This is a genomic window from Hydrogenophaga sp., assembly GCF_018780385.1.
Classification (GTDB): Bacteria; Pseudomonadota; Gammaproteobacteria; order Burkholderiales; family Burkholderiaceae_C; genus Hydrogenophaga.
In genome coordinates this window covers 53084-69715 of the sequence record NZ_JADMJO010000033.1, presented here as the reverse complement: position 1 = coordinate 69715, position 16632 = coordinate 53084, and the positions used below count along the sequence as shown (strand labels likewise).

Below are 16632 nucleotides of genomic sequence, written 5' to 3'. Positions count from 1 at the left end.
ATGTCCACAGAACTTCCCTCCTCCGAGGGCGAAAAAGCCAAGAGCGGTCTCATCGGCCGCAAGGCGGCCGACAAGTCGGCCCGCACCCGCGCCCGGGAATTCGCCCTGCAGGCCATCTACCAGCATCTGGTGGGGCGAAACGCCGCCAGCGACATCGACGTCTTCACGCGCGACCTCGCCGGCTTCCACAAATGCGACAGCGTGCACTTCGACGCCTTGCTGCACGGCTGCATCGAACAGGCGGACGCGCTGGATACGCTGATCACACCTTTGCTGGATCGCCCATTGGTCGAGCTCTCACCGATTGAGCGTGGCGTGCTGTGGATCGGCGCATACGAATTCCAGCACTGCCTGGACGTGCCCTGGCGCGTGGTGCTCAACGAATGCATCGAACTGGCCAAATCGTTTGGCGGTACCGACGGCCACAAGTACGTCAACGGCGTGCTGCACCAGCTGGCCGCACAGCTGCGCCCGGCCGAAGTGGCCGCTGCGCCGTCAAAACCTGGCCCGCGCAAGAACGCCGCACCGTGAGGATTGCGCAGCGCGCCCAGCGCGTCGAACCCTTCTACGTGATGGAGCTCGCCAAGGCGGCATCTCTCCTGGCGGCGAACGCACAGCCGGGAGACCGGTCGATGATCTACCTGAACATCGGCGAGCCCGATTTCACCGCGCCACCACTGGTCACCGCTGCCGCCGAGCGTGCGATCCGCGACGGGCGCAGCCAGTACACCCAGGCCCTCGGCCTGCCCACCTTGCGCGAGGCCATCAGCGGCTGGTATGCCTCGCGATTCGGCCTCGTGGTCGATTCAAGCCGCATCGTGGTCACCGCTGGTGCTTCCGCCGCCCTGCAACTGGCTTGCCTGACGCTCATCGAGGCGGGTGACGAAGTGCTGATGCCGGACCCGAGTTACCCCTGCAACCGGCAGTTCGTGCAGGCGGCCGAGGGTCGCGCGGTGATGATCCCGAGTGGCCCCGACAAGCGCTTTCAACTCAGCGCGGCACAGGTGGAGGCGCACTGGAACCCGGCCACACGCGGCGTGTTGCTGGCCTCTCCGTCCAATCCCACCGGTACATCGATCGCCCGCGACGAGCTGGAGCGCATCGCCCGCTTCGTGCGCGCCCAGGGCGGCGTGACGATGGTCGACGAGATCTACCTCGGCTTGAGCTTTGATGACGCGTTCGGCCACAGCGCGCTGGGTCTGCCAGATGGCCTTGGCGATGAGGTCATCAGCATCAACAGCTTCTCCAAGTACTTCAACATGACCGGCTGGCGCCTGGGTTGGCTGGTGCTGCCACCCGCGCTGGTGCCTGCGGTGGAGCGCCTCGCGCAGAACCTGTTCATTTGCGCCAGCACCATCGCGCAGCATGCGGCGCTGGCCTGCTTCGAGCCCGACAGCCTGGCCGAATACGAGCGCCGACGCAGCGAGTTCAAGGCTCGGCGCGACTACTTCATTCCCGAACTCAACCGCCTGGGCCTGAACGTACCGGTCATGCCGGATGGCGCCTTCTACGCCTGGGCCGACGTGACCGCTCTTTGTAAACAGTGGGGTATCCCGCCGCAAGGCGCACGGCCCGACGAAGGTGGTAGCTGGGCGCTGGCCTTCGAGCTCATGAACCGCTGCCAACTGGCCACCACGCCCGGGCGTGATTTCGGCAACGCCGACCCGGGCCGCTACCTGCGCTTCTCCACCGCCAATTCGATGGCTCAGCTTCAGGAAGCTGTGTCTCGCCTGGAGCAAGCGCTGTGAGCTTGCCGCACACTTCAGCAACGGCCACGCCGCCGGGCCGCCCCAAGGCGGGGCCAGCCCCCTGGGGGGGCAGCGAACCACGCGAAGCGGGGAGCGTGGGGGCACTGTTCACGTGGTCGGTGCGCGTGTATTGGGAAGACACCGACGCCGGGGGCATCGTGTTCTACGCCAACTACCTCAAGTTCTTCGAGCGCGCCCGCACCGAGTGGCTGCGCACGTTGGGCATCGAGCAGCAACGCATGCGCGAGCAGGTCGGCGGCATGTTCGTCGTCACCCACACCCAGCTGCAATACCACCGCCCTGCCCGGCTCGATGATTTGCTTCTGGTTACAGCAAGGGTGGTGGATGCGGGCCGCGCGTCCATGACAATTGAGCAGAGTGCGCTCCTGAAACCGCAGCAAAGCGATGCGGGCAGCGATGCACAAGCTCAATTGCTGTGCAGCGGCACCATCCGGATCGGTTGGGTCGACGACCGCAACCTGCGGCCGCAACGCATACCACCCGCCGTGATCGCCGCGCTCAAGCTGCCCCCTTGAGCAACCTGTCCGGCCCACGAAACTTCTTCACGACCAGCCTTCTCTGAACACGCATGAACCAAGATCTCTCCATTGTTCAATTGATGCTCAACGCCAGTTGGGTGGTGCAAGCCGTTGTGGTGCTCCTCATGGTCGTCTCCGTGGTGAGCTGGGCCGCCATCTTCCGCAAGGTGTTCTCGCTCAAACGCGTGCGCGCGCACAACGATAACTTCGAGCGCGAGTTCTGGTCGGGCACCAACCTCAACGACCTGTATGCCGCCGCAGCCCAGAGTGCCAAGCACGGCGGCCCCATGGAACGCATCTTCGCCAGCGGCATGCGCGAATACCAGAAGCTGCGCGAGCGCCGCATCACCGACAACGGCGCGCTGCTCGACGGCGCGCGCCGCGCCATGCGCGCGAGCTTCCAGCGCGAACTCGATGTGCTGGAAACCAACCTCTCGTTCCTGGCCTCGGTCGGCTCGGTCTCGCCTTATGTGGGCCTGTTCGGCACGGTGTGGGGCATCATGCACGCCTTCACCGGCTTGGCCGCCCTGGCGCAAGTGACGCTGGCCACCGTGGCACCCGGCATCGCCGAAGCCCTCGTGGCTACCGCCATCGGCCTGTTTGCCGCCATCCCGGCGGTCGTGTTCTACAACCGCTTCGCGCACGACATCGACCGCGTGGCCAACGCGATGGAGACCTTCATGGAAGAGTTCTCCAACATCCTGCAGCGCAACCTCGGCGCGCAGACTCAAACGCCGTCAGGTCACTGAACATGCCCGCCGTCTCATCACGCGGCCGAGGCCGCCGCACCATCAACGAGATCAACATGGTCCCGTTCATCGACGTGATGCTGGTGCTGCTGATCATCTTCATGGTCACCGCACCACTGATCACGCCGAGCCAGATCGCGCTGCCCAGTGTGGGCCAGGCCGGGCGCCAGCCCGACCGCTTCGTGGCGGTGATGATCGACAAGGACGAGCAGCTCAAGGTGCGCGAAGGCTCGGCCAGCACCGAGCCACAGGCTGTGAGCATGGCTCAGCTGGTGGCGCGCGTGAAGCAGTTGCAGGCCAGCAGAGGCGCCGCACCCGAGGGAGGCGTGCCGGTCGTCATCAGCGCCGACAAAAACGTGAAGTACGACGCGGTCGTGCGCGTGATGAGCACCCTGCAAGAGGCGGGTATTGCCCGCGTCGGCCTGTCCGTACAAACCACCCGCTGATCAGCGACATGCAGTCCACCGCCGACCACCTCGACCTCGCGCCGCCGACCACCGGCCGCTGGCTCGGCCCGATGGGCCTGGCGCTGATCGCGCACGGCTTGCTCGTGATCGCGCTCACCTGGGGCGTGTCTTGGCAGAACGATGCCGAGCCGGTGACGTTCGAGGCAGAGCTCTGGTCGCGTCTGCCGCAGCAAGCCGCGCCACGTGCGGTGGAACCTCCGCCGCCGCCTCCGGCACCACCCCCACCTGCGCCGCCCAAGCCCACCCCGGCGCCAGCACCCGCCCCACCGCCGCCTTCACCGAACCAAGCCGAGATCGCCACCGCGCAAGCGAAGAAGAAGGCTGAGGCCGAGAAGAAGGCGCGCGAGGAGGAAACCAAAAAGCTGGCGGCTGCGAAGGCCGCCGAGAAGGCTGCAGCGGAGAAAAAGGCCGCAGCAGAAAAAGCGGCCGACGACAAAGAGCGTCAACAGAAACTGGCCGACCAGAAACGCGAGCAGGAACGCAAGACCGCGGCCGCGGACGAGAAGCGCCTCGCACAGCTGCGCGACGAACAGATCACCCGCATGCTGGGCCAGGCCGGCGCCAGCGGTGGCCCGCAGAGCACCGGCACCGCACAGCAGTCCAGCGGCCCCACACCGGGCTATGGCGCCAAGGTGGCAGCGCGGATCAAACCCAATGTTGTGTTCACTGACGTGGCCCCGGGCAACCCACGCGCCGAAGTCGAAGTGCGCACCGCGCCCGACGGCACCATCACCTCGCGCAAGCTCATCAAGAGCAGCGGCAACGCCGCCTGGGACGAAGCCGTGCTGCGCGCCATCGACCGCACCAACAGCCTGCCCAAGGACACCGATGGGCGCGTGCCGCCGTCACTCGTGATCGGTTTGCGGCCGTTGGACTGATCAAGCACCTCTCCGGCGCGCCCTCCCCATACCAGAAACGCCGCGGAACTGGCTCTGCCAGGCCGCAGGCGTTGTCCCCCTTCAGGGGGAAGCCGCGCAGCGGCGCAGGGGGTGCTTCCTAGTCAAACACGATTTCCGCCCGCTGCTCGTGCGCCTGCGCCATCCAGCTGGCCAGCGCCGCATCGGTCGGGAAAAACAGCGCGCGGTCATCCAGTTGCAACTCGCACTGGGCACCTTCGCGCAGCAATTGCAGCCGCACTGGCAACCCCCGCACCAGCTCACCCTGCTCCGTCACCTCCCGCTTGGGCGGGAACTCGCGCACGAGTTGGGCCACGGCGGGCGCATGGCCGTTCACCGCCACGCGCAGGTACTTGCCGAAGCGGCAGCGCGCGGCGGCCAGGTCCCACACCTGCTGGATCTTCAGGCGCACGCCGCCCGAGAAGCGGTCGGGCTGCGCCACCGCCTGCACGATGATGAGCTCGTCGTCCTTCAACAGGTTGCGGTGCGCGTTGATCAGGTTCTCGTCCGCGCTCGTTTCGAACACGCCGGTCTTGTCATCGAGCTTGAACAGCGCGAGCTTGCCGCGTTGGCCGTTGATGACACGGAAGTCGGTCACGATGCCGGCCAGGATCACCGGGTCGCGGCTCTCCATCACGTCACCCAGCGGTGTGCGGGCGAAGCGGCGCACCTCGCGCTCGACCTCGTCGAACAAGTGGCCCGAGAAGTAGAAGCCGATCGCGGTCTTCTCCATCGTCAGGCGTTCCTTCACACCCCAGGGCATGGTGGCCACCAGGTCGGGGTCTTGCGAGCTCGACCCATGGTCGCTGTCACCGAAGATGTCGGCTTGGGCGGCGTTGGCAGCCGATGCGGCGGCAAAGGAGAACGCGCGGTCCACCGAGGCCAGCAGCTCCGCGCGGTTGAGGTGCAGTGAATCGAAACCACCCGCCTTGATCAGCGCTTCCACCGTGCGCTTGTTCAAACGCGTGCGGTCCACACGCACACAGAAATCGAACAGGCTCTTGAATGGGCCCGTCTCTCCGCCCCGTGGTCCCTCGCCCCGGCCTTCGCGCGCGGCCACAATGGCCTCGATCGCCTGCTGGCCCGTGCCCTTGATGGCGCCCAGGCCGTAGCGGATCGACTTGTTGGAGATGGGCTCGAAGCGGTGGAAGCCGCGGTTCACGTCGGGCGCTTCAAATGCCATGCCCATCTTGAGCGCGTCATCAACCAGCACCTTGAGCTTGTCGGTGTCGTCCATCTCCACCGTCATGTTGGCGCAGAAGAACTCGGCCGTGTAGTGCACCTTGAGCCAGCCGGTGTGGTACGCCAGCAGCGAATAGGCGGCGGCATGCGATTTGTTGAAGCCGTAGCCCGCGAACTTCTCCATCAAGTCGAAGATCTCGTCGGCCTTCTCCTGCGAGATGTCGTTCTTCGCCGCACCGGCGCGGAAGATCTCGCGGTGCTCGGCCATCTCCTCGGCCTTCTTCTTGCCCATCGCGCGGCGCAGCATGTCGGCGCCGCCCAGCGAGTAGCCCCCCAGGATCTGCGCGGTCTGCATCACCTGCTCCTGGTAGACCATGATCCCGTAGGTTTCACTCAGCATCTCCGCCACCAGCGGATGCGGGTACTCGATCACTTCCTTGCCGTGTTTGCGGTTCACGAAGCTGGGGATCAGGTCCATGGGGCCCGGTCGGTACAGCGCGTTCAGGGCAATCAGGTCTTCCAGGCGCGAAGGCTTGGCGTCTTTCAGCATGCCCTGCATGCCGCGGCTTTCAAACTGGAACACGGCTTCGGTCTGCCCGCGCGAAAACAGCGCGTAGACCTTGGCGTCGGTGAGCGGAATGTCTTCAAACCGGAAGCCTTCCTGCCCCGGGTGGCGCTTCATGATCAACTCGCGCGCGATCTCCAGGATGGTCAGCGTGGCAAGGCCCAAGAAGTCGAACTTGACCAGGCCGATGGCCTCCACGTCGTCCTTGTCGTACTGGCTCACCGCCGAGTCGCTGCCGGGCTGCGCGTAGAGCGGGCAGAAGTCGGTGAGCTTGCCCGGCGCGATCAGCACGCCCCCGGCGTGCATGCCGATGTTGCGCGTCATGCCTTCAAGCTTTTGCGCCAGTTCGATCAGCGTCTTGACGTCGTCTTCCTTCGCGATGCGCTCGGCCAGCACCGGCTCCATCTCGATCGCGTAGTTGTTCTTGTCGCCCTCCTTTTTCGGGTTGGGCGGGTACTGCAGCGTGACCGACATGCCAGGCTTGTTCGGGATCAGCTTGGAGATGCCGTCGCAGAAACCGTAGGAGAAATCGAGCACGCGGCCCACGTCGCGGATGGCGGCGCGCGCGGCGAGCGTGCCGAAGGTGGCGATCTGGCTCACCGCGTCCTTGCCGTACTTGTCCTTGACGTAGTCGATCACGCGGTCGCGGTTGGTCTGGCAGAAGTCGATGTCGAAGTCGGGCATGGACACCCGCTCCGGGTTCAGGAAACGTTCGAACAGCAGCTTGTATTGCAGCGGGTCAAGGTCGGTGATCTTCAGCGCATAGGCCACCAGCGAGCCGGCACCGGAGCCGCGACCTGGGCCGACCGGGCAGCCGTTGTTCTTGGCCCAGTTGATGAAATCGCCCACGATCAAAAAGTAGCCTGGGAAGCCCATGTTCAGGATCGTGTTGATCTCGAACTCCAGCCGCTCCACGTAGCGCGGCCTCTCGGCATCGCGCTTGGCCGGATCGGGGTACAGGTGCGCGAGGCGTTCCTCAAGCCCTTCGAACGACGACTCGCGGAAGAAGTCCGCCATCGGCATCGGCACACCATCGATCAGCGGCGTGGGGAAGTTGGGCAGTTGCGGCTTGCCCAGCACCAGCGTGAGGTTGCAGCGCTTGGCAATCTCCAGCGTGTTGGCCAGCGCCGAGGGCACGTCGGCAAACAAGGCCTCCATCTGCTCGGCGCTTTTGAAGTACTGCTCGCGGGTGAAGCGGCGCACGCGCCGGTTGTTGCCCAGGATCTCGCCTTCTGAAATGCAGACGCGCGCCTCGTGCGCCTCGTAACCGTCGGGTTCCAGAAACTGCACCGGGTGCGTGGCCACCACCGGCAGGTGCAGACGCGCGGCGAGTTGCACCGCCTGCGACACATGGCGCTCGTCGTCGGCGCGGCCGGCACGCTGCAGCTCCAGGTAGAAGCGGTGCGTGAACATGGTCGAGAGCTGCAGCGCCAGGTCACTCGCACGCTGCGTGTCGCCCTGCATCAGCGCCTGACCCACCGGGCCCGCCTGAGCGCCAGAGAGCATGATCAAACCCGCGTTGCACTCCTGCAGCCAGTCACGGTGCACCAGCGCCTGGCCCCGGCCTTCGTTGCGCGTCCAGGCGCGGGCCAGCAGCTCGCTGAGGTTCAGATAACCCTGGTGGTCCTGCACCAGCAGCAGCACGCGCGGTGCCGCCGGCTGGTGGCTGCCGGGCATGGCACCGGGCGTCTCTTCGGTGAAGCCCTGCAGCATCACCTCGGCGCCGATGATGGGTTTGACGCCCACGCCACGCGCGGCCTTGTAGAACTTGACCGCGCCGAACAGGTTGCTCAGGTCGGTGATGGCCAGCGCGGGTTGACCATCAGCCGCGGCGGCGGCCACGACTTCATCAATGCGGTTGGTGCCGTCGACGACGGAGAATTCGGTGTGCAGGCGCAGGTGTAGAAACATGCGTCCATTTTAGGAGGCGCACCGACTCCCTTTGCTCAGTTCGACGGTGGTATCTCGTCTTTGAGGATGCTCAGCACCTCGGAGCGGAACTCGCGGCTGTAGAGAATGGCGACCACCGCCAGCGTGGCCACCACCATGGCCACCGGCGAAACGAACCAAGCCAGCGCAGCAAACGAAAAGTAGTAGGCCCGCAGACCATCGTTGAAAGTCTCGGCCGCCGCACCCACCATGGCCGCGGCGCGCTCGGCATACGCACGCCGGTCGTATTTGCCGGCTTCAAAATCCTCAGCCGGCGGCATGGCGCCAATCACCAAGGCCACGAAGGTGTATTGCCGCATGCACCAGGAGAAACGGAAGAAGGCGTACACGAAGATGGACACCATCACCAGAATCTTGAACTCAAAGACGATCAGGGTGGTGGTTTGCGCGAATGGGATCTCACTCATCAGTTCGGTCGCCTTGTCGGTCGTGCCGAGCAAGGCGAACAGGCCACCGATGACCAGGATGGAGGTGGACGAGAAAAAGGCCGGCGTGTTGGACAGCGTCTGGGTGATGACGCCGTCGAGCATGCGGGGGTCGCGCGCGGTGGTCTGCGTCATCCAGTAGCCGCGGTAACGGTTGGTGGTCTCGATGAGCGAGCCCATCCGACGACCCCAGACCCGCGCAAACCACGCGTAGCCGGTCCACAACGCAAAAAAGCAGACCAGCGCAAGCCAGTCTGCCCAGGGAATGAGGCTGAGAATCTTCATGTGCCCGATGTTACCTTTGCCTTCAGCGTCACGATCAGGTCACAGCGGGTGGCGACAATGTTGGCTGGCGCTATCGCCATGACCTTCGATCACCATGAAACACCCTTTGTCCCGGCGTCATCTGATGGCAGGCGCCGGCTCTGCACTGGCTTCCTTGTCTTTCCCCGCGGTCTGGGCGCAGGCCTGGCCACAGCGCCCGATCCGCATCGTCGTGCCCTTCGCGCCCGGGGCCGGCACGGACGCCGTGGGCCGCCTGGTGGCCGAAAAGCTCGCAGAGTTGCTGCCTGCCACTGTGGTGGTGGAGAACCGCGTGGGTGCCTCGGGCGCCATCGGCGCACAGGCGGTGGCGCGCAGCGCCCCCGATGGGCACACCCTGCTGCTGGTGGCGGCCCCCTTCACCACCGTCCCGGCCGCGCTGCCGGGCGCGGGCTATGAGCCTTTGGCGCAGTTCACCCCGGTGGGCATGATCGCCACCGGTCCGCTGGTGTGGGCCGCCAACAGGGACCTGCCTGCCCGCACACTGGCCGAGGTGGTGCAACTGGCTCGTGCCAAGCCCGGCTTCTACAACTACGGCTCCGCCGGTGCCGGTGGCATCAACCACCTGGTGCTGGAGCTGCTCAAGGTGCGCACAGGCGCCTTCATCACGCACATCCCTTACCGCGGCATCGCACCCGCCGTGCTGGACATGATGGGTGGGCAGATTCACCTGGTCACAGGCACGGTGCCGGCACTGGCGCCATTCATCCGCGACGGTCGCATCAAGGCGCTGGCGGTCACGTCGGATCGGCGCACGCCTGCTTTGCCGGAGGTGCCCAGCATGGTGGAGGCCGGGCAGGCCGGATTCAACGTTCTCAACTATTTCGGGCTGGTGGCCCCACACGGCACGCCGCCCGAGGTGGTGGGCCGGCTGAACGCTGCCATCGCACGCCTGGTCACGCTGCCGGAGGTGAAGGCGAGGTTTGCGCTGGATGCGCTGGAGCCCGCTGCCGGCACACCAGCCGATCTGGGGCGCTTTCTGGCGTCTGACCTCCAGGCCTGGCTGCAGGTGGTGGCTCGCCAGAAACTGCAGGTCGCCGCGAGTTGAAACTCGCCCCGACCTGCTCGGCGGGTTCGATCAGCCCTTGAACTTCGCCGCCACGGAGGCCACGCGCTCGCCGAACAAGCGGGCCGTTTCCAGGTCGCCCGGCAGCATCTCGTTGGCACCCGCATCGGACGGCGATTGCGCGATGGCACCGCTGTAGCTCACCAGGTAGTTCACGTCGTTGCGCTGGGCACCCTTGGTGTTGCTCGGCATCAGGCCCTGGCTGACCCAGATCATGCCGTGCTGCATGGCCAGGGTGAACAGCGTGTTGAGGGTGGCCAGCTTGTCACCGTTCATGCCCGCGCTGTTGGTGAAGCCGGCCGCGATCTTGTCCTTCCATTGCTGGCTGAACCAGGGCTTGCTGGAGGCGTCGGCGAACTTCTTGAACTGCCAGCTCACGCTGCCCATGTAAGTGGGCGAGCCCATGATGATGGCGTCGGCCGCAGCCAGCGTTTCCCAGCCGCTTTCGGGCAGGTTGCCGTCGGCGTCGATGGCGATGAGCTCTGCGTTGGCACCCTGGGCCACCGCTTGCGCCATGCGCTGGGTGTGGCCGTAGCCAGAGTGATAAACCACAACAACTTTGGACATGACTGGTCTTTCTGAAAAAGACACGGCGCCGAGGCGCCGCGGTGGACAAACGAAGTGAAAAAGAGAACCGTTGCTCAGGCCTTGCGGCGAGCGTCCACGCTGAAGGCGCCGGCGCCGAACGCGGCGAAGGCCAGCAGGCCACCCGTGATGGCGATGTTCTTGAAGAACATCAGTTGCTGCATCATCTGCTGCTCGGCCGGCAAGGCCCAGTAAGCGTGGAAGAAGAAGCTGGCCACCAGCGTGAACACGGCGAGCGCGAGGGCGGCGTAACGGGTGCGGAAACCGATCAGCAGCGCCAGGCCACCGAAGAGTTCGATCACGAGCGCGATTGCCACGCCCACGGTGGGCAGCGGCAAACCCATGGCGGTGGAATAGCCAACGGCACCGGCAAAGCCGGCAATCTTGCCGAAGCCGGCCGGCACGAACATCAGAGCCAACAGGATGCGGCCAATCAGAGCCAGGGGGTTTTGCAGAGCGTTCATGGAGGTTCCTTAAAAAACAAAGGTTGAGGGTTGAGGGGAAAAGTGTTCAGGCCGCGAGATCGAACACCAGCACTTCGGCGTCCTTTCCTCGGGAAAGTTCCAGGTGGCTCTCGCCGGCAAGCACCGCAGCATCACCGCCTTCTAGCCGTTGGCCGTTCACATCGAGCGCGCCACGCACCAGATGCACATAGGCTTTGCGCGTCGGGTTCAGCGCCAGCTCGGCCGTCTCGGCACCGTCCAGCAGACCAGCGTACATGGACGCATCGGCGTGAAGCGTCACGGAGCCTTCGGCCCCGTCGTTGGACGCGACCAGGCGCAGTTGACCACGCTTCTGGTCCTCGGAAAAGCTCTTCTGCTCGTAGCCGGGCTCGATGCCCTTCACATTGGGTTCGATCCAGATCTGCAGGAAGTGCGTGGTGCTGTTGGGCGCGTGGTTGAACTCGCTGTGGCGCACCCCGCTGCCGGCACTCATGCGCTGCACGTCACCGGGGGGAATTCCCTTCACGTTGCCCATGCTGTCCTTGTGCGCGAGATTGCCCTGCAGCACGTAGCTGATGATTTCCATGTCGCGGTGGCCGTGCGTACCGAAACCGGTGCCCGGGGCAATGCGGTCTTCGTTGATCACACGCAGGTTGCCCCAGCCCATCCAGGCCGGATCAAAGTAGTCGGCGAACGAGAACGAGTGAAAGCTCTTGAGCCAGCCGTGGTCGGCAAAACCGCGGGCATCGGAGCGTCGAATCTGGAGCATGGTGAGTTCCTTTCCTTCTGGGAGTGGCGCCATTGAAACCGGATGGATCTCGCTGGCATGGGAAGAATTGTGGGAGCGCGCATGCTCATTGAGACTGCACGGATTTGATGGCATCATTCAAATCGTTTGAACAGTTGACCCCCGCAGCCATGGCCACTTCCACACCCCGCGCCGCCTTGTCCCCCGAAAACCTGGGCCTGCTGGAGGCGGTGGCGCGCCTGGGCAGCATGGCCGCCGCCGCCCGAGAGGTGGGCATGGTGCCCAGCGCGCTGACCTACCGCATCCGCCAGGTCGAGGACGCGCTCGACGTGCTGCTGTTCGACCGCAGCGCGCGCCGCGCCGTGCTCACGCCCGCAGGCGCCGAACTGCTGCGCTCCGGCCAGCACCTGCTGAACGAACTCGACGCGGTGGCGCAGCGCGTCAAGCGCGTGGCCACCGGCTGGGAGCCGCAGTTCACCATCGCCGCCGACGCGATCATCGCGCGCGCCACGCTGTTCGAACTCTGCGAAGCCTTTTACGCCGAAGGCGCGCCCACACGGCTGAAGCTGCGGGCCGAAACGCTGTCGGGCACGGTGGAAGCCTTGCAGATGGGCCAGGCCGATCTGGCCCTCGGTGTGCCCACCGACCTCTCGCTGCCCGAGATCCAGTCGGCGCCGCTGGGGCCGATCACCTTCGTGTTTGCCGTGGCGCCCCACCACGCCTTGGCGGGTGTGAGCCACAGCCTGTGCGACGAAGAACTGCGCGAACACCGCGCCGTGGCCGTGGCCGACAGCGCGCAGCGTGGGCGCGGCGTCACCCACAACCTGTTGCCCGGTCAGGACGTGCTGACCGTGCCCACCATGCAGCACAAACTGGACGCCCAGCTGCGTGGCCTGGGTGGCGGTTTCCTGCCGCTGCCGCTGGCACAGCCCTTCATTGCCGCCGGGCGACTGGTGGTGAAAAACGTGCAACGACCCGACCGCAGCCTGCGCGTGGCCTATGCCTGGCGCCTGCCACGCAGCGCCAGCGACACGGGTCGCGCACTGCGCTGGTGGCTCGATCATCTGCAAAGTCCGCACACACGCGCCGCGCTGCTCAACAACCACCACCAGACATGACCCCCCCGAAGCGCCTGAGGCGCCTCCCCCCAAGGGGCAACACCTGCGGCCTGGCAAAGCCAGTTCCGCGGTGTTCTGGAAGGGTGGCATCTCGCGCGGCGCGGTTCGCGTGAAAGCAAGGAAGATGGGGGGATCAACTGCTACAGTCAACAGCACTCCACCCAGCCCGATCAAGCGTCATCAGAAAGCGCCCAGAGACATGACCACATCCCCCAAGACCCGCGCCTCCAAAGGTTCTGCCCCCAAAGCCAAGGCCACCCGGTCGATGGGTCTGCACGTCGCCGTGGTGGGCGCCGGCATGGCGGGCGTGGTGTGCGCGCGCACGCTGGTACAGGCCGGTCACCGGGTTTCACTGTTCGAGAAAAGCCGCGGCCTGGGTGGCCGCATGTCGACCCGGCGCACCGAGTTCGGCGGCTTTGACCACGGCTCGCAGTACTTCACCGTGCGCGACGCGCGCTTCGAGACCGCGCTGCGCAGCAACGCCACCTCGGTGGTGCGACCCTGGAGCGCCAGCACCGTGCGCGTGCTCGACGCATTCGGCCATGTGCTGGCCAGCGCGCCGCCGCCCACCGAACCGCATTTCGTGGCCTCACCCGGCATGAACGCCCTGGTGGGCCTGTGGGCCCAGCCGCTGGCCGCCACCACGCTGCTCGACACCTGTGTGACCCAGATCGAACGCGACGCGCTTCACCCCGAACAATGGCAACTGCGCACCGAAGACAGCGCCGGTGGTCAACAGGTCGTGGGGGGGTTCGACCGCGTGGTGCTGGCCATGCCGCACCCGCAGGTGCACGACCTGCTGCGCGCCTCGGGCCTGGCGCCCGAACTGCGTCAGGCACTGGCTCCCGTGCATGTGGCCCCCTGCTGGACGCTGATGGTGGCTTACCCCCAGGCCATGCAGCCTGGCTTGCCCCACCTGGGCCCGCAGTGGAACGCCGCGCGCAGCACGCACCACCGCATCAGCTGGCTGGCGCGCGAATCGAGCAAACCCGGGCGCGAACCCATCGAGCGCTGGACCATCCAGGCCAGCCCGACCTGGTCCACCAAACACCTTGAAGACGACGCGGAACGCGTGAAGGCCAAGCTGCTCAAGGGCTTCGCCGAAATCACCGGCATCCGCGCCACGCCCACCTTTGCCGTGGCGCACCGCTGGCGTTTCGCTCAGACGCAGACGCCGCTGGGCAAGAGCCACCTGCTCGACAAGGCGCTGGGCATCGGCGCGTGTGGCGACTGGTGCCTGGGCCACCGGGTCGAGGACGCGTTTGTCTCCGGGCTCGAAATGGCTCTGGCCATCGCCTGAAACCGCCCTTCTTGCATCCGCTCATCCTGAGCCTGTCGAAGGATCGAAGCCCTCCCCAAGATGGCTGCGTACAGAGGCCGTTTCGCCCCCTCCCCCACCGGCCCGCTGCACGCGGGCTCGCTCGTTGCCGCGCTGGCCAGCTGGCTCGACGCTCGCGCCCACGGTGGCACTTGGCTGGTGCGCATCGAAGATGTGGACACGCCGCGCTGCCTGCCCGGCATGGACCGGACCGTCCTGCAGCAACTCGCCCGCTGTGGGCTGGTGAGCGATGAACCCGTGGTCTGGCAATCGCAGCGTGGTGCGCTGTACCAACAGGCACTGGAGCGCCTCGTGCAGCAAGGCCACGCCTACCCCTGCGGCTGCTCGCGCAAGGACATTGAAACCGCCCTGCAAGCGCAAGGCACCGGCCGCGAGCGCCACCACATCGCCGTCTACCCCGGCACCTGCCGACCCGAGCGCGGCGGCCTGCAAGGCAAACCCGCGCGCGCCTGGCGGCTCCAGATACCGGGCCTGAGTGATGTGAGGTGGACCGACCGTCGCCTTGGCCGCCAAACGCAAAACGTCGCCACCGAGGTCGGCGACTTCGTCCTGAAACGCGCCGACGGTCTCTGGGCCTACCAGCTCGCCGTGGTGGTGGACGACGCCGCACAAGGCATCACCCACGTGGTGCGTGGCGAAGACCTCACCGACAACACCGCGCGCCAGATCCTGTTGCAGCGCGCCCTCGGCCTGCCCACGCCGGACTACCTGCACACGCCCCTGGTGCTGGGTGACAACGGCGAAAAGCTCAGCAAGCAGAACGGCGCGCAGCCGCTGGACTTGAGCGATCCCATCACGGCCCTCAGCCAAGCCGCAAACGTGCTGGGGTTGCACAACACAACCGCCCGTCCCGCGCTGGCCCTCGACAGCTGGACATCTGAGTGGGGTCAGCGGTGGATTCAACGACGAGGGGGCGCCGCATAGCGCGGAGCCCCCTTGGGAAAGCGGCCGACACCGCAAGAACGGGGTGCCTCCCCCGGCCTTCGATTACATCGCGATCTGCTTGAACTTCGGATCGCGAACAACGTCCTCGATCAGCTTCTGAACCGCGGGCCCCAGAGCTTGCGCGACTTCCTGGCACGCCTTGTCCGCAACAAAACTGCCCGAAAATCCAAACACCGATTTGATGCTGACGCTCTCCTTGCGCGCGTTCGACACCACCAACGTGAACAGCCACTTGCCGTCCGTGATGCCTGAGCTGAAGTCCACCTCCTCAAGCTTGCCGGAAACGACCATCGAAGATGCGGGGTCATACACGCCCGCGAGCTTGAGCTCGTCTATGAACGCCTTCTCGATGTAGCTCTCGAAACTGGGTGACACCGTGACCGGGCCGGCTGCGCGGCAGGTGATGGAGGCCAATCCCGGTTTCGAGGACTCGAATTTCGCCACGGCGACCGGTTTGATGTTGAGGAACTTGATGGATTCCACATTCTTGACCGACGCCCCATATGGAGACGCGTTGTAGGCACAACCGGACAACATCGCTACGGCGGCGAGCGTGGCCAGGAACACAATTTTCATGAATGACTTTCTGGTTGTTGGCGAAAGCAAAACTCCTCGGCAAGACCGCCTATCGGCCTCACCCCTCACGGTTGCTCGCCATTGCTTTGATGCCAGCCAGGCCACTTGGCCCCGCGCTCAAAGCACGCATCTTCCCCATGCAGGACGGCAACTGCCGCGCAGTCTAGCCGAGCCGTGGCACGCGGACGGGGGCAAGTCAACCCTCTCTCCTACAATCTGGCACCCTCAAACCGCCACCATGACCGATCCTCGACACGCGCAACCGCGCATTCCCCTGAGCGAAGTGCCCTACGTGCGGCAAGTGAAAAGCTATGTGCTGCGCGCCGGTCGGATGGGACCCGGGCAGGCACGGGCATACGAGCAACACGGCCCGCGCTTTCTGCTGAACTACGCGCCCGGCACCTTTGACGCCACCGCCGCCTTTGGCCGCAGCGCCCCACTCATCATGGAAATCGGCTTCGGCATGGGTGGCGCCACCGCGCACATCGCCGCCGTGCGCCCCGAAGACAACTTCCTGTGCTGCGAGGTGCACGAGCCCGGCGTGGGCGCGCTGCTCAAGCTCGTGGGCGAACAGAACCTGGAAAACATCCGCATCCTGCGTCACGACGCGGTGGAAGTGCTCAATCACATGCTCGGCGAATCGAGCCTGGACGGCGTGCACATCTTTTTCCCCGACCCCTGGCACAAGAGCCGCCACCACAAGCGCCGTCTGATCCAGGGGCCATTCGTGAACCAGCTCGCACGCCACCTCAAACCTGGTGGCTATCTGCACCTGGCCACCGACTGGGAGCCCTACGCTCACCAGATGCTCGACGTGCTGAGCGCCGAGCCGCTGCTGCAGAACACCGCCGAGGCCGGCGGCAACGGCTTCGTGCCCCAGCCCGGCTACCGGCCGCTCACCAAGTTCGAGAACCGTGGTTTGAAGCTCGGCCACGGCGTGTGGGACCTGGTGTTCCGCCGGGTCTGACAC

General features: G+C 65.7%; 17 protein-coding genes. 11 read left to right on the top strand and 6 right to left on the bottom strand.

The features are described from left to right. The 6 genes from nusB to tolA all read left to right on the top strand — a co-directional run bounded on the left by nusB (window position 1) and on the right by tolA (window position 4381). Window positions 1–531, top strand: a complete 531-nt coding sequence (gene nusB / locus IV113_RS13020) for a transcription antitermination factor NusB (RefSeq protein ID WP_291085566.1) — start codon at window positions 1–3, stop codon at window positions 529–531. Beyond that, complete coding sequence (locus IV113_RS13015) at window positions 528–1748, top strand: pyridoxal phosphate-dependent aminotransferase (protein WP_291085564.1); 1221 nt, start codon at window positions 528–530, stop codon at window positions 1746–1748. The genes nusB and IV113_RS13015 overlap by 4 nt, the downstream gene beginning before the upstream one ends. A gap of 104 nt (window positions 1749–1852) precedes the next feature. Beyond that, on the top strand, window positions 1853–2284 hold the full coding sequence (ybgC, locus tag IV113_RS13010) for a tol-pal system-associated acyl-CoA thioesterase (protein ID WP_291085713.1): 432 nt from the start codon (window positions 1853–1855) through the stop codon (window positions 2282–2284). A 53-nt stretch (window positions 2285–2337) separates the two neighbouring features. Then, the gene (gene tolQ / locus IV113_RS13005) at window positions 2338–3036 is read left to right on the top strand and encodes a protein TolQ (protein ID WP_291085561.1); all 699 of its coding nucleotides are present in this window, start codon (window positions 2338–2340) and stop codon (window positions 3034–3036) included. 2 nt (window positions 3037–3038) lie between these two features. Next, entirely contained in the window at window positions 3039–3482 is a 444-nt protein-coding gene (locus IV113_RS13000; RefSeq protein ID WP_291085557.1) for a biopolymer transporter ExbD, read from the top strand. Between the two features lie 8 nt (window positions 3483–3490). Then, window positions 3491–4381: a cell envelope integrity protein TolA gene (tolA, locus tag IV113_RS12995; protein WP_291085554.1), complete on the top strand. Its 891-nt coding sequence runs from the start codon at window positions 3491–3493 to the stop codon at window positions 4379–4381. 118 nt (window positions 4382–4499) lie between these two features. On the opposite strand, the gene dnaE is transcribed toward tolA, so the two are convergent. Then, on the bottom strand, window positions 4500–8057 hold the full coding sequence (gene dnaE, locus IV113_RS12990) for a DNA polymerase III subunit alpha (RefSeq protein WP_291085551.1): 3558 nt from the start codon (window positions 8055–8057) through the stop codon (window positions 4500–4502). 35 nt (window positions 8058–8092) lie between these two features. Beyond that, window positions 8093–8806, bottom strand: a complete 714-nt coding sequence (locus IV113_RS12985; protein ID WP_291085547.1) for a DUF599 domain-containing protein — start codon at window positions 8804–8806, stop codon at window positions 8093–8095. A gap of 94 nt (window positions 8807–8900) precedes the next feature. Here IV113_RS12985 and IV113_RS12980 point away from each other — a divergent pair, with 94 nt between their 5' ends. Beyond that, window positions 8901–9890, top strand: a complete 990-nt coding sequence (locus IV113_RS12980) for a tripartite tricarboxylate transporter substrate binding protein (RefSeq protein ID WP_291085544.1) — start codon at window positions 8901–8903, stop codon at window positions 9888–9890. 30 nt (window positions 9891–9920) lie between these two features. On the opposite strand, the gene IV113_RS12975 is transcribed toward IV113_RS12980, so the two are convergent. From IV113_RS12975 to IV113_RS12965, 3 genes are all read right to left on the bottom strand, one after another. Next, entirely contained in the window at window positions 9921–10475 is a 555-nt protein-coding gene (locus tag IV113_RS12975; protein WP_291085541.1) for a flavodoxin family protein, read from the bottom strand. A 74-nt stretch (window positions 10476–10549) separates the two neighbouring features. Then, window positions 10550–10957, bottom strand: coding sequence for a DoxX family protein (locus IV113_RS12970; RefSeq protein ID WP_291085538.1), 408 nt, complete (start codon window positions 10955–10957; stop codon window positions 10550–10552). 46 nt (window positions 10958–11003) lie between these two features. Beyond that, the gene (locus IV113_RS12965; protein WP_291085535.1) at window positions 11004–11705 is read right to left on the bottom strand and encodes a pirin family protein; all 702 of its coding nucleotides are present in this window, start codon (window positions 11703–11705) and stop codon (window positions 11004–11006) included. Between the two features lie 149 nt (window positions 11706–11854). Between IV113_RS12965 and IV113_RS12960 the strand changes: the two genes are divergently transcribed. From IV113_RS12960 to gluQRS, 3 genes are all read left to right on the top strand, one after another. Beyond that, window positions 11855–12802: a LysR family transcriptional regulator gene (locus IV113_RS12960; protein WP_291085532.1), complete on the top strand. Its 948-nt coding sequence runs from the start codon at window positions 11855–11857 to the stop codon at window positions 12800–12802. 265 nt (window positions 12803–13067) lie between these two features. Continuing rightward, on the top strand, window positions 13068–14102 hold the full coding sequence (locus tag IV113_RS12955; protein WP_291085710.1) for an FAD-dependent oxidoreductase: 1035 nt from the start codon (window positions 13068–13070) through the stop codon (window positions 14100–14102). 60 nt (window positions 14103–14162) lie between these two features. Next, window positions 14163–15065: a tRNA glutamyl-Q(34) synthetase GluQRS gene (gene gluQRS / locus IV113_RS12950; RefSeq protein WP_291085529.1), complete on the top strand. Its 903-nt coding sequence runs from the start codon at window positions 14163–14165 to the stop codon at window positions 15063–15065. Between the two features lie 63 nt (window positions 15066–15128). Here gluQRS and IV113_RS12945 read toward each other — a convergent pair whose 3' ends face one another. After that, entirely contained in the window at window positions 15129–15653 is a 525-nt protein-coding gene (locus tag IV113_RS12945; RefSeq protein WP_291085526.1) for a hypothetical protein, read from the bottom strand. Window positions 15654–15900: 247 nt separating this feature from the next. Between IV113_RS12945 and trmB the strand changes: the two genes are divergently transcribed. Then, window positions 15901–16629 carry a tRNA (guanosine(46)-N7)-methyltransferase TrmB gene (gene trmB / locus IV113_RS12940; protein WP_291085523.1) on the top strand — a complete coding sequence of 243 codons (729 nt, stop codon included), beginning with the start codon at window positions 15901–15903 and terminating at the stop codon, window positions 16627–16629. The last annotated feature ends 3 nt before the right edge of the window (window positions 16630–16632 follow it).

Bases quoted from the DNA above. Each gene is read 5' to 3' on its own strand.
- dnaE (WP_291085551.1), bottom strand. From the start codon at position 8,057: ATGTTTCTACACCTGCGCCTGCACACCGAATTCTCCGTCGTCGACGGC.
- IV113_RS12960 (WP_291085532.1), top strand. From the start codon at position 11,855: ATGGCCACTTCCACACCCCGCGCCGCCTTGTCCCCCGAAAACCTGGGC.
- tolQ (WP_291085561.1), top strand. From the start codon at position 2,338: ATGAACCAAGATCTCTCCATTGTTCAATTGATGCTCAACGCCAGTTGG.
- IV113_RS12970 (WP_291085538.1), bottom strand. From the start codon at position 10,957: ATGAACGCTCTGCAAAACCCCCTGGCTCTGATTGGCCGCATCCTGTTG.
- IV113_RS12980 (WP_291085544.1), top strand. From the start codon at position 8,901: ATGAAACACCCTTTGTCCCGGCGTCATCTGATGGCAGGCGCCGGCTCT.
- trmB (WP_291085523.1), top strand. From the start codon at position 15,901: ATGACCGATCCTCGACACGCGCAACCGCGCATTCCCCTGAGCGAAGTG.
- IV113_RS12985 (WP_291085547.1), bottom strand. From the start codon at position 8,806: ATGAAGATTCTCAGCCTCATTCCCTGGGCAGACTGGCTTGCGCTGGTC.
- IV113_RS12975 (WP_291085541.1), bottom strand. From the start codon at position 10,475: ATGTCCAAAGTTGTTGTGGTTTATCACTCTGGCTACGGCCACACCCAG.
- gluQRS (WP_291085529.1), top strand. From the start codon at position 14,163: ATGGCTGCGTACAGAGGCCGTTTCGCCCCCTCCCCCACCGGCCCGCTG.
- IV113_RS12965 (WP_291085535.1), bottom strand. From the start codon at position 11,705: ATGCTCCAGATTCGACGCTCCGATGCCCGCGGTTTTGCCGACCACGGC.
- nusB (WP_291085566.1), top strand. From the start codon at position 1: ATGTCCACAGAACTTCCCTCCTCCGAGGGCGAAAAAGCCAAGAGCGGT.
- IV113_RS12955 (WP_291085710.1), top strand. From the start codon at position 13,068: ATGGGTCTGCACGTCGCCGTGGTGGGCGCCGGCATGGCGGGCGTGGTG.
- tolA (WP_291085554.1), top strand. From the start codon at position 3,491: ATGCAGTCCACCGCCGACCACCTCGACCTCGCGCCGCCGACCACCGGC.
- IV113_RS13000 (WP_291085557.1), top strand. From the start codon at position 3,039: ATGCCCGCCGTCTCATCACGCGGCCGAGGCCGCCGCACCATCAACGAG.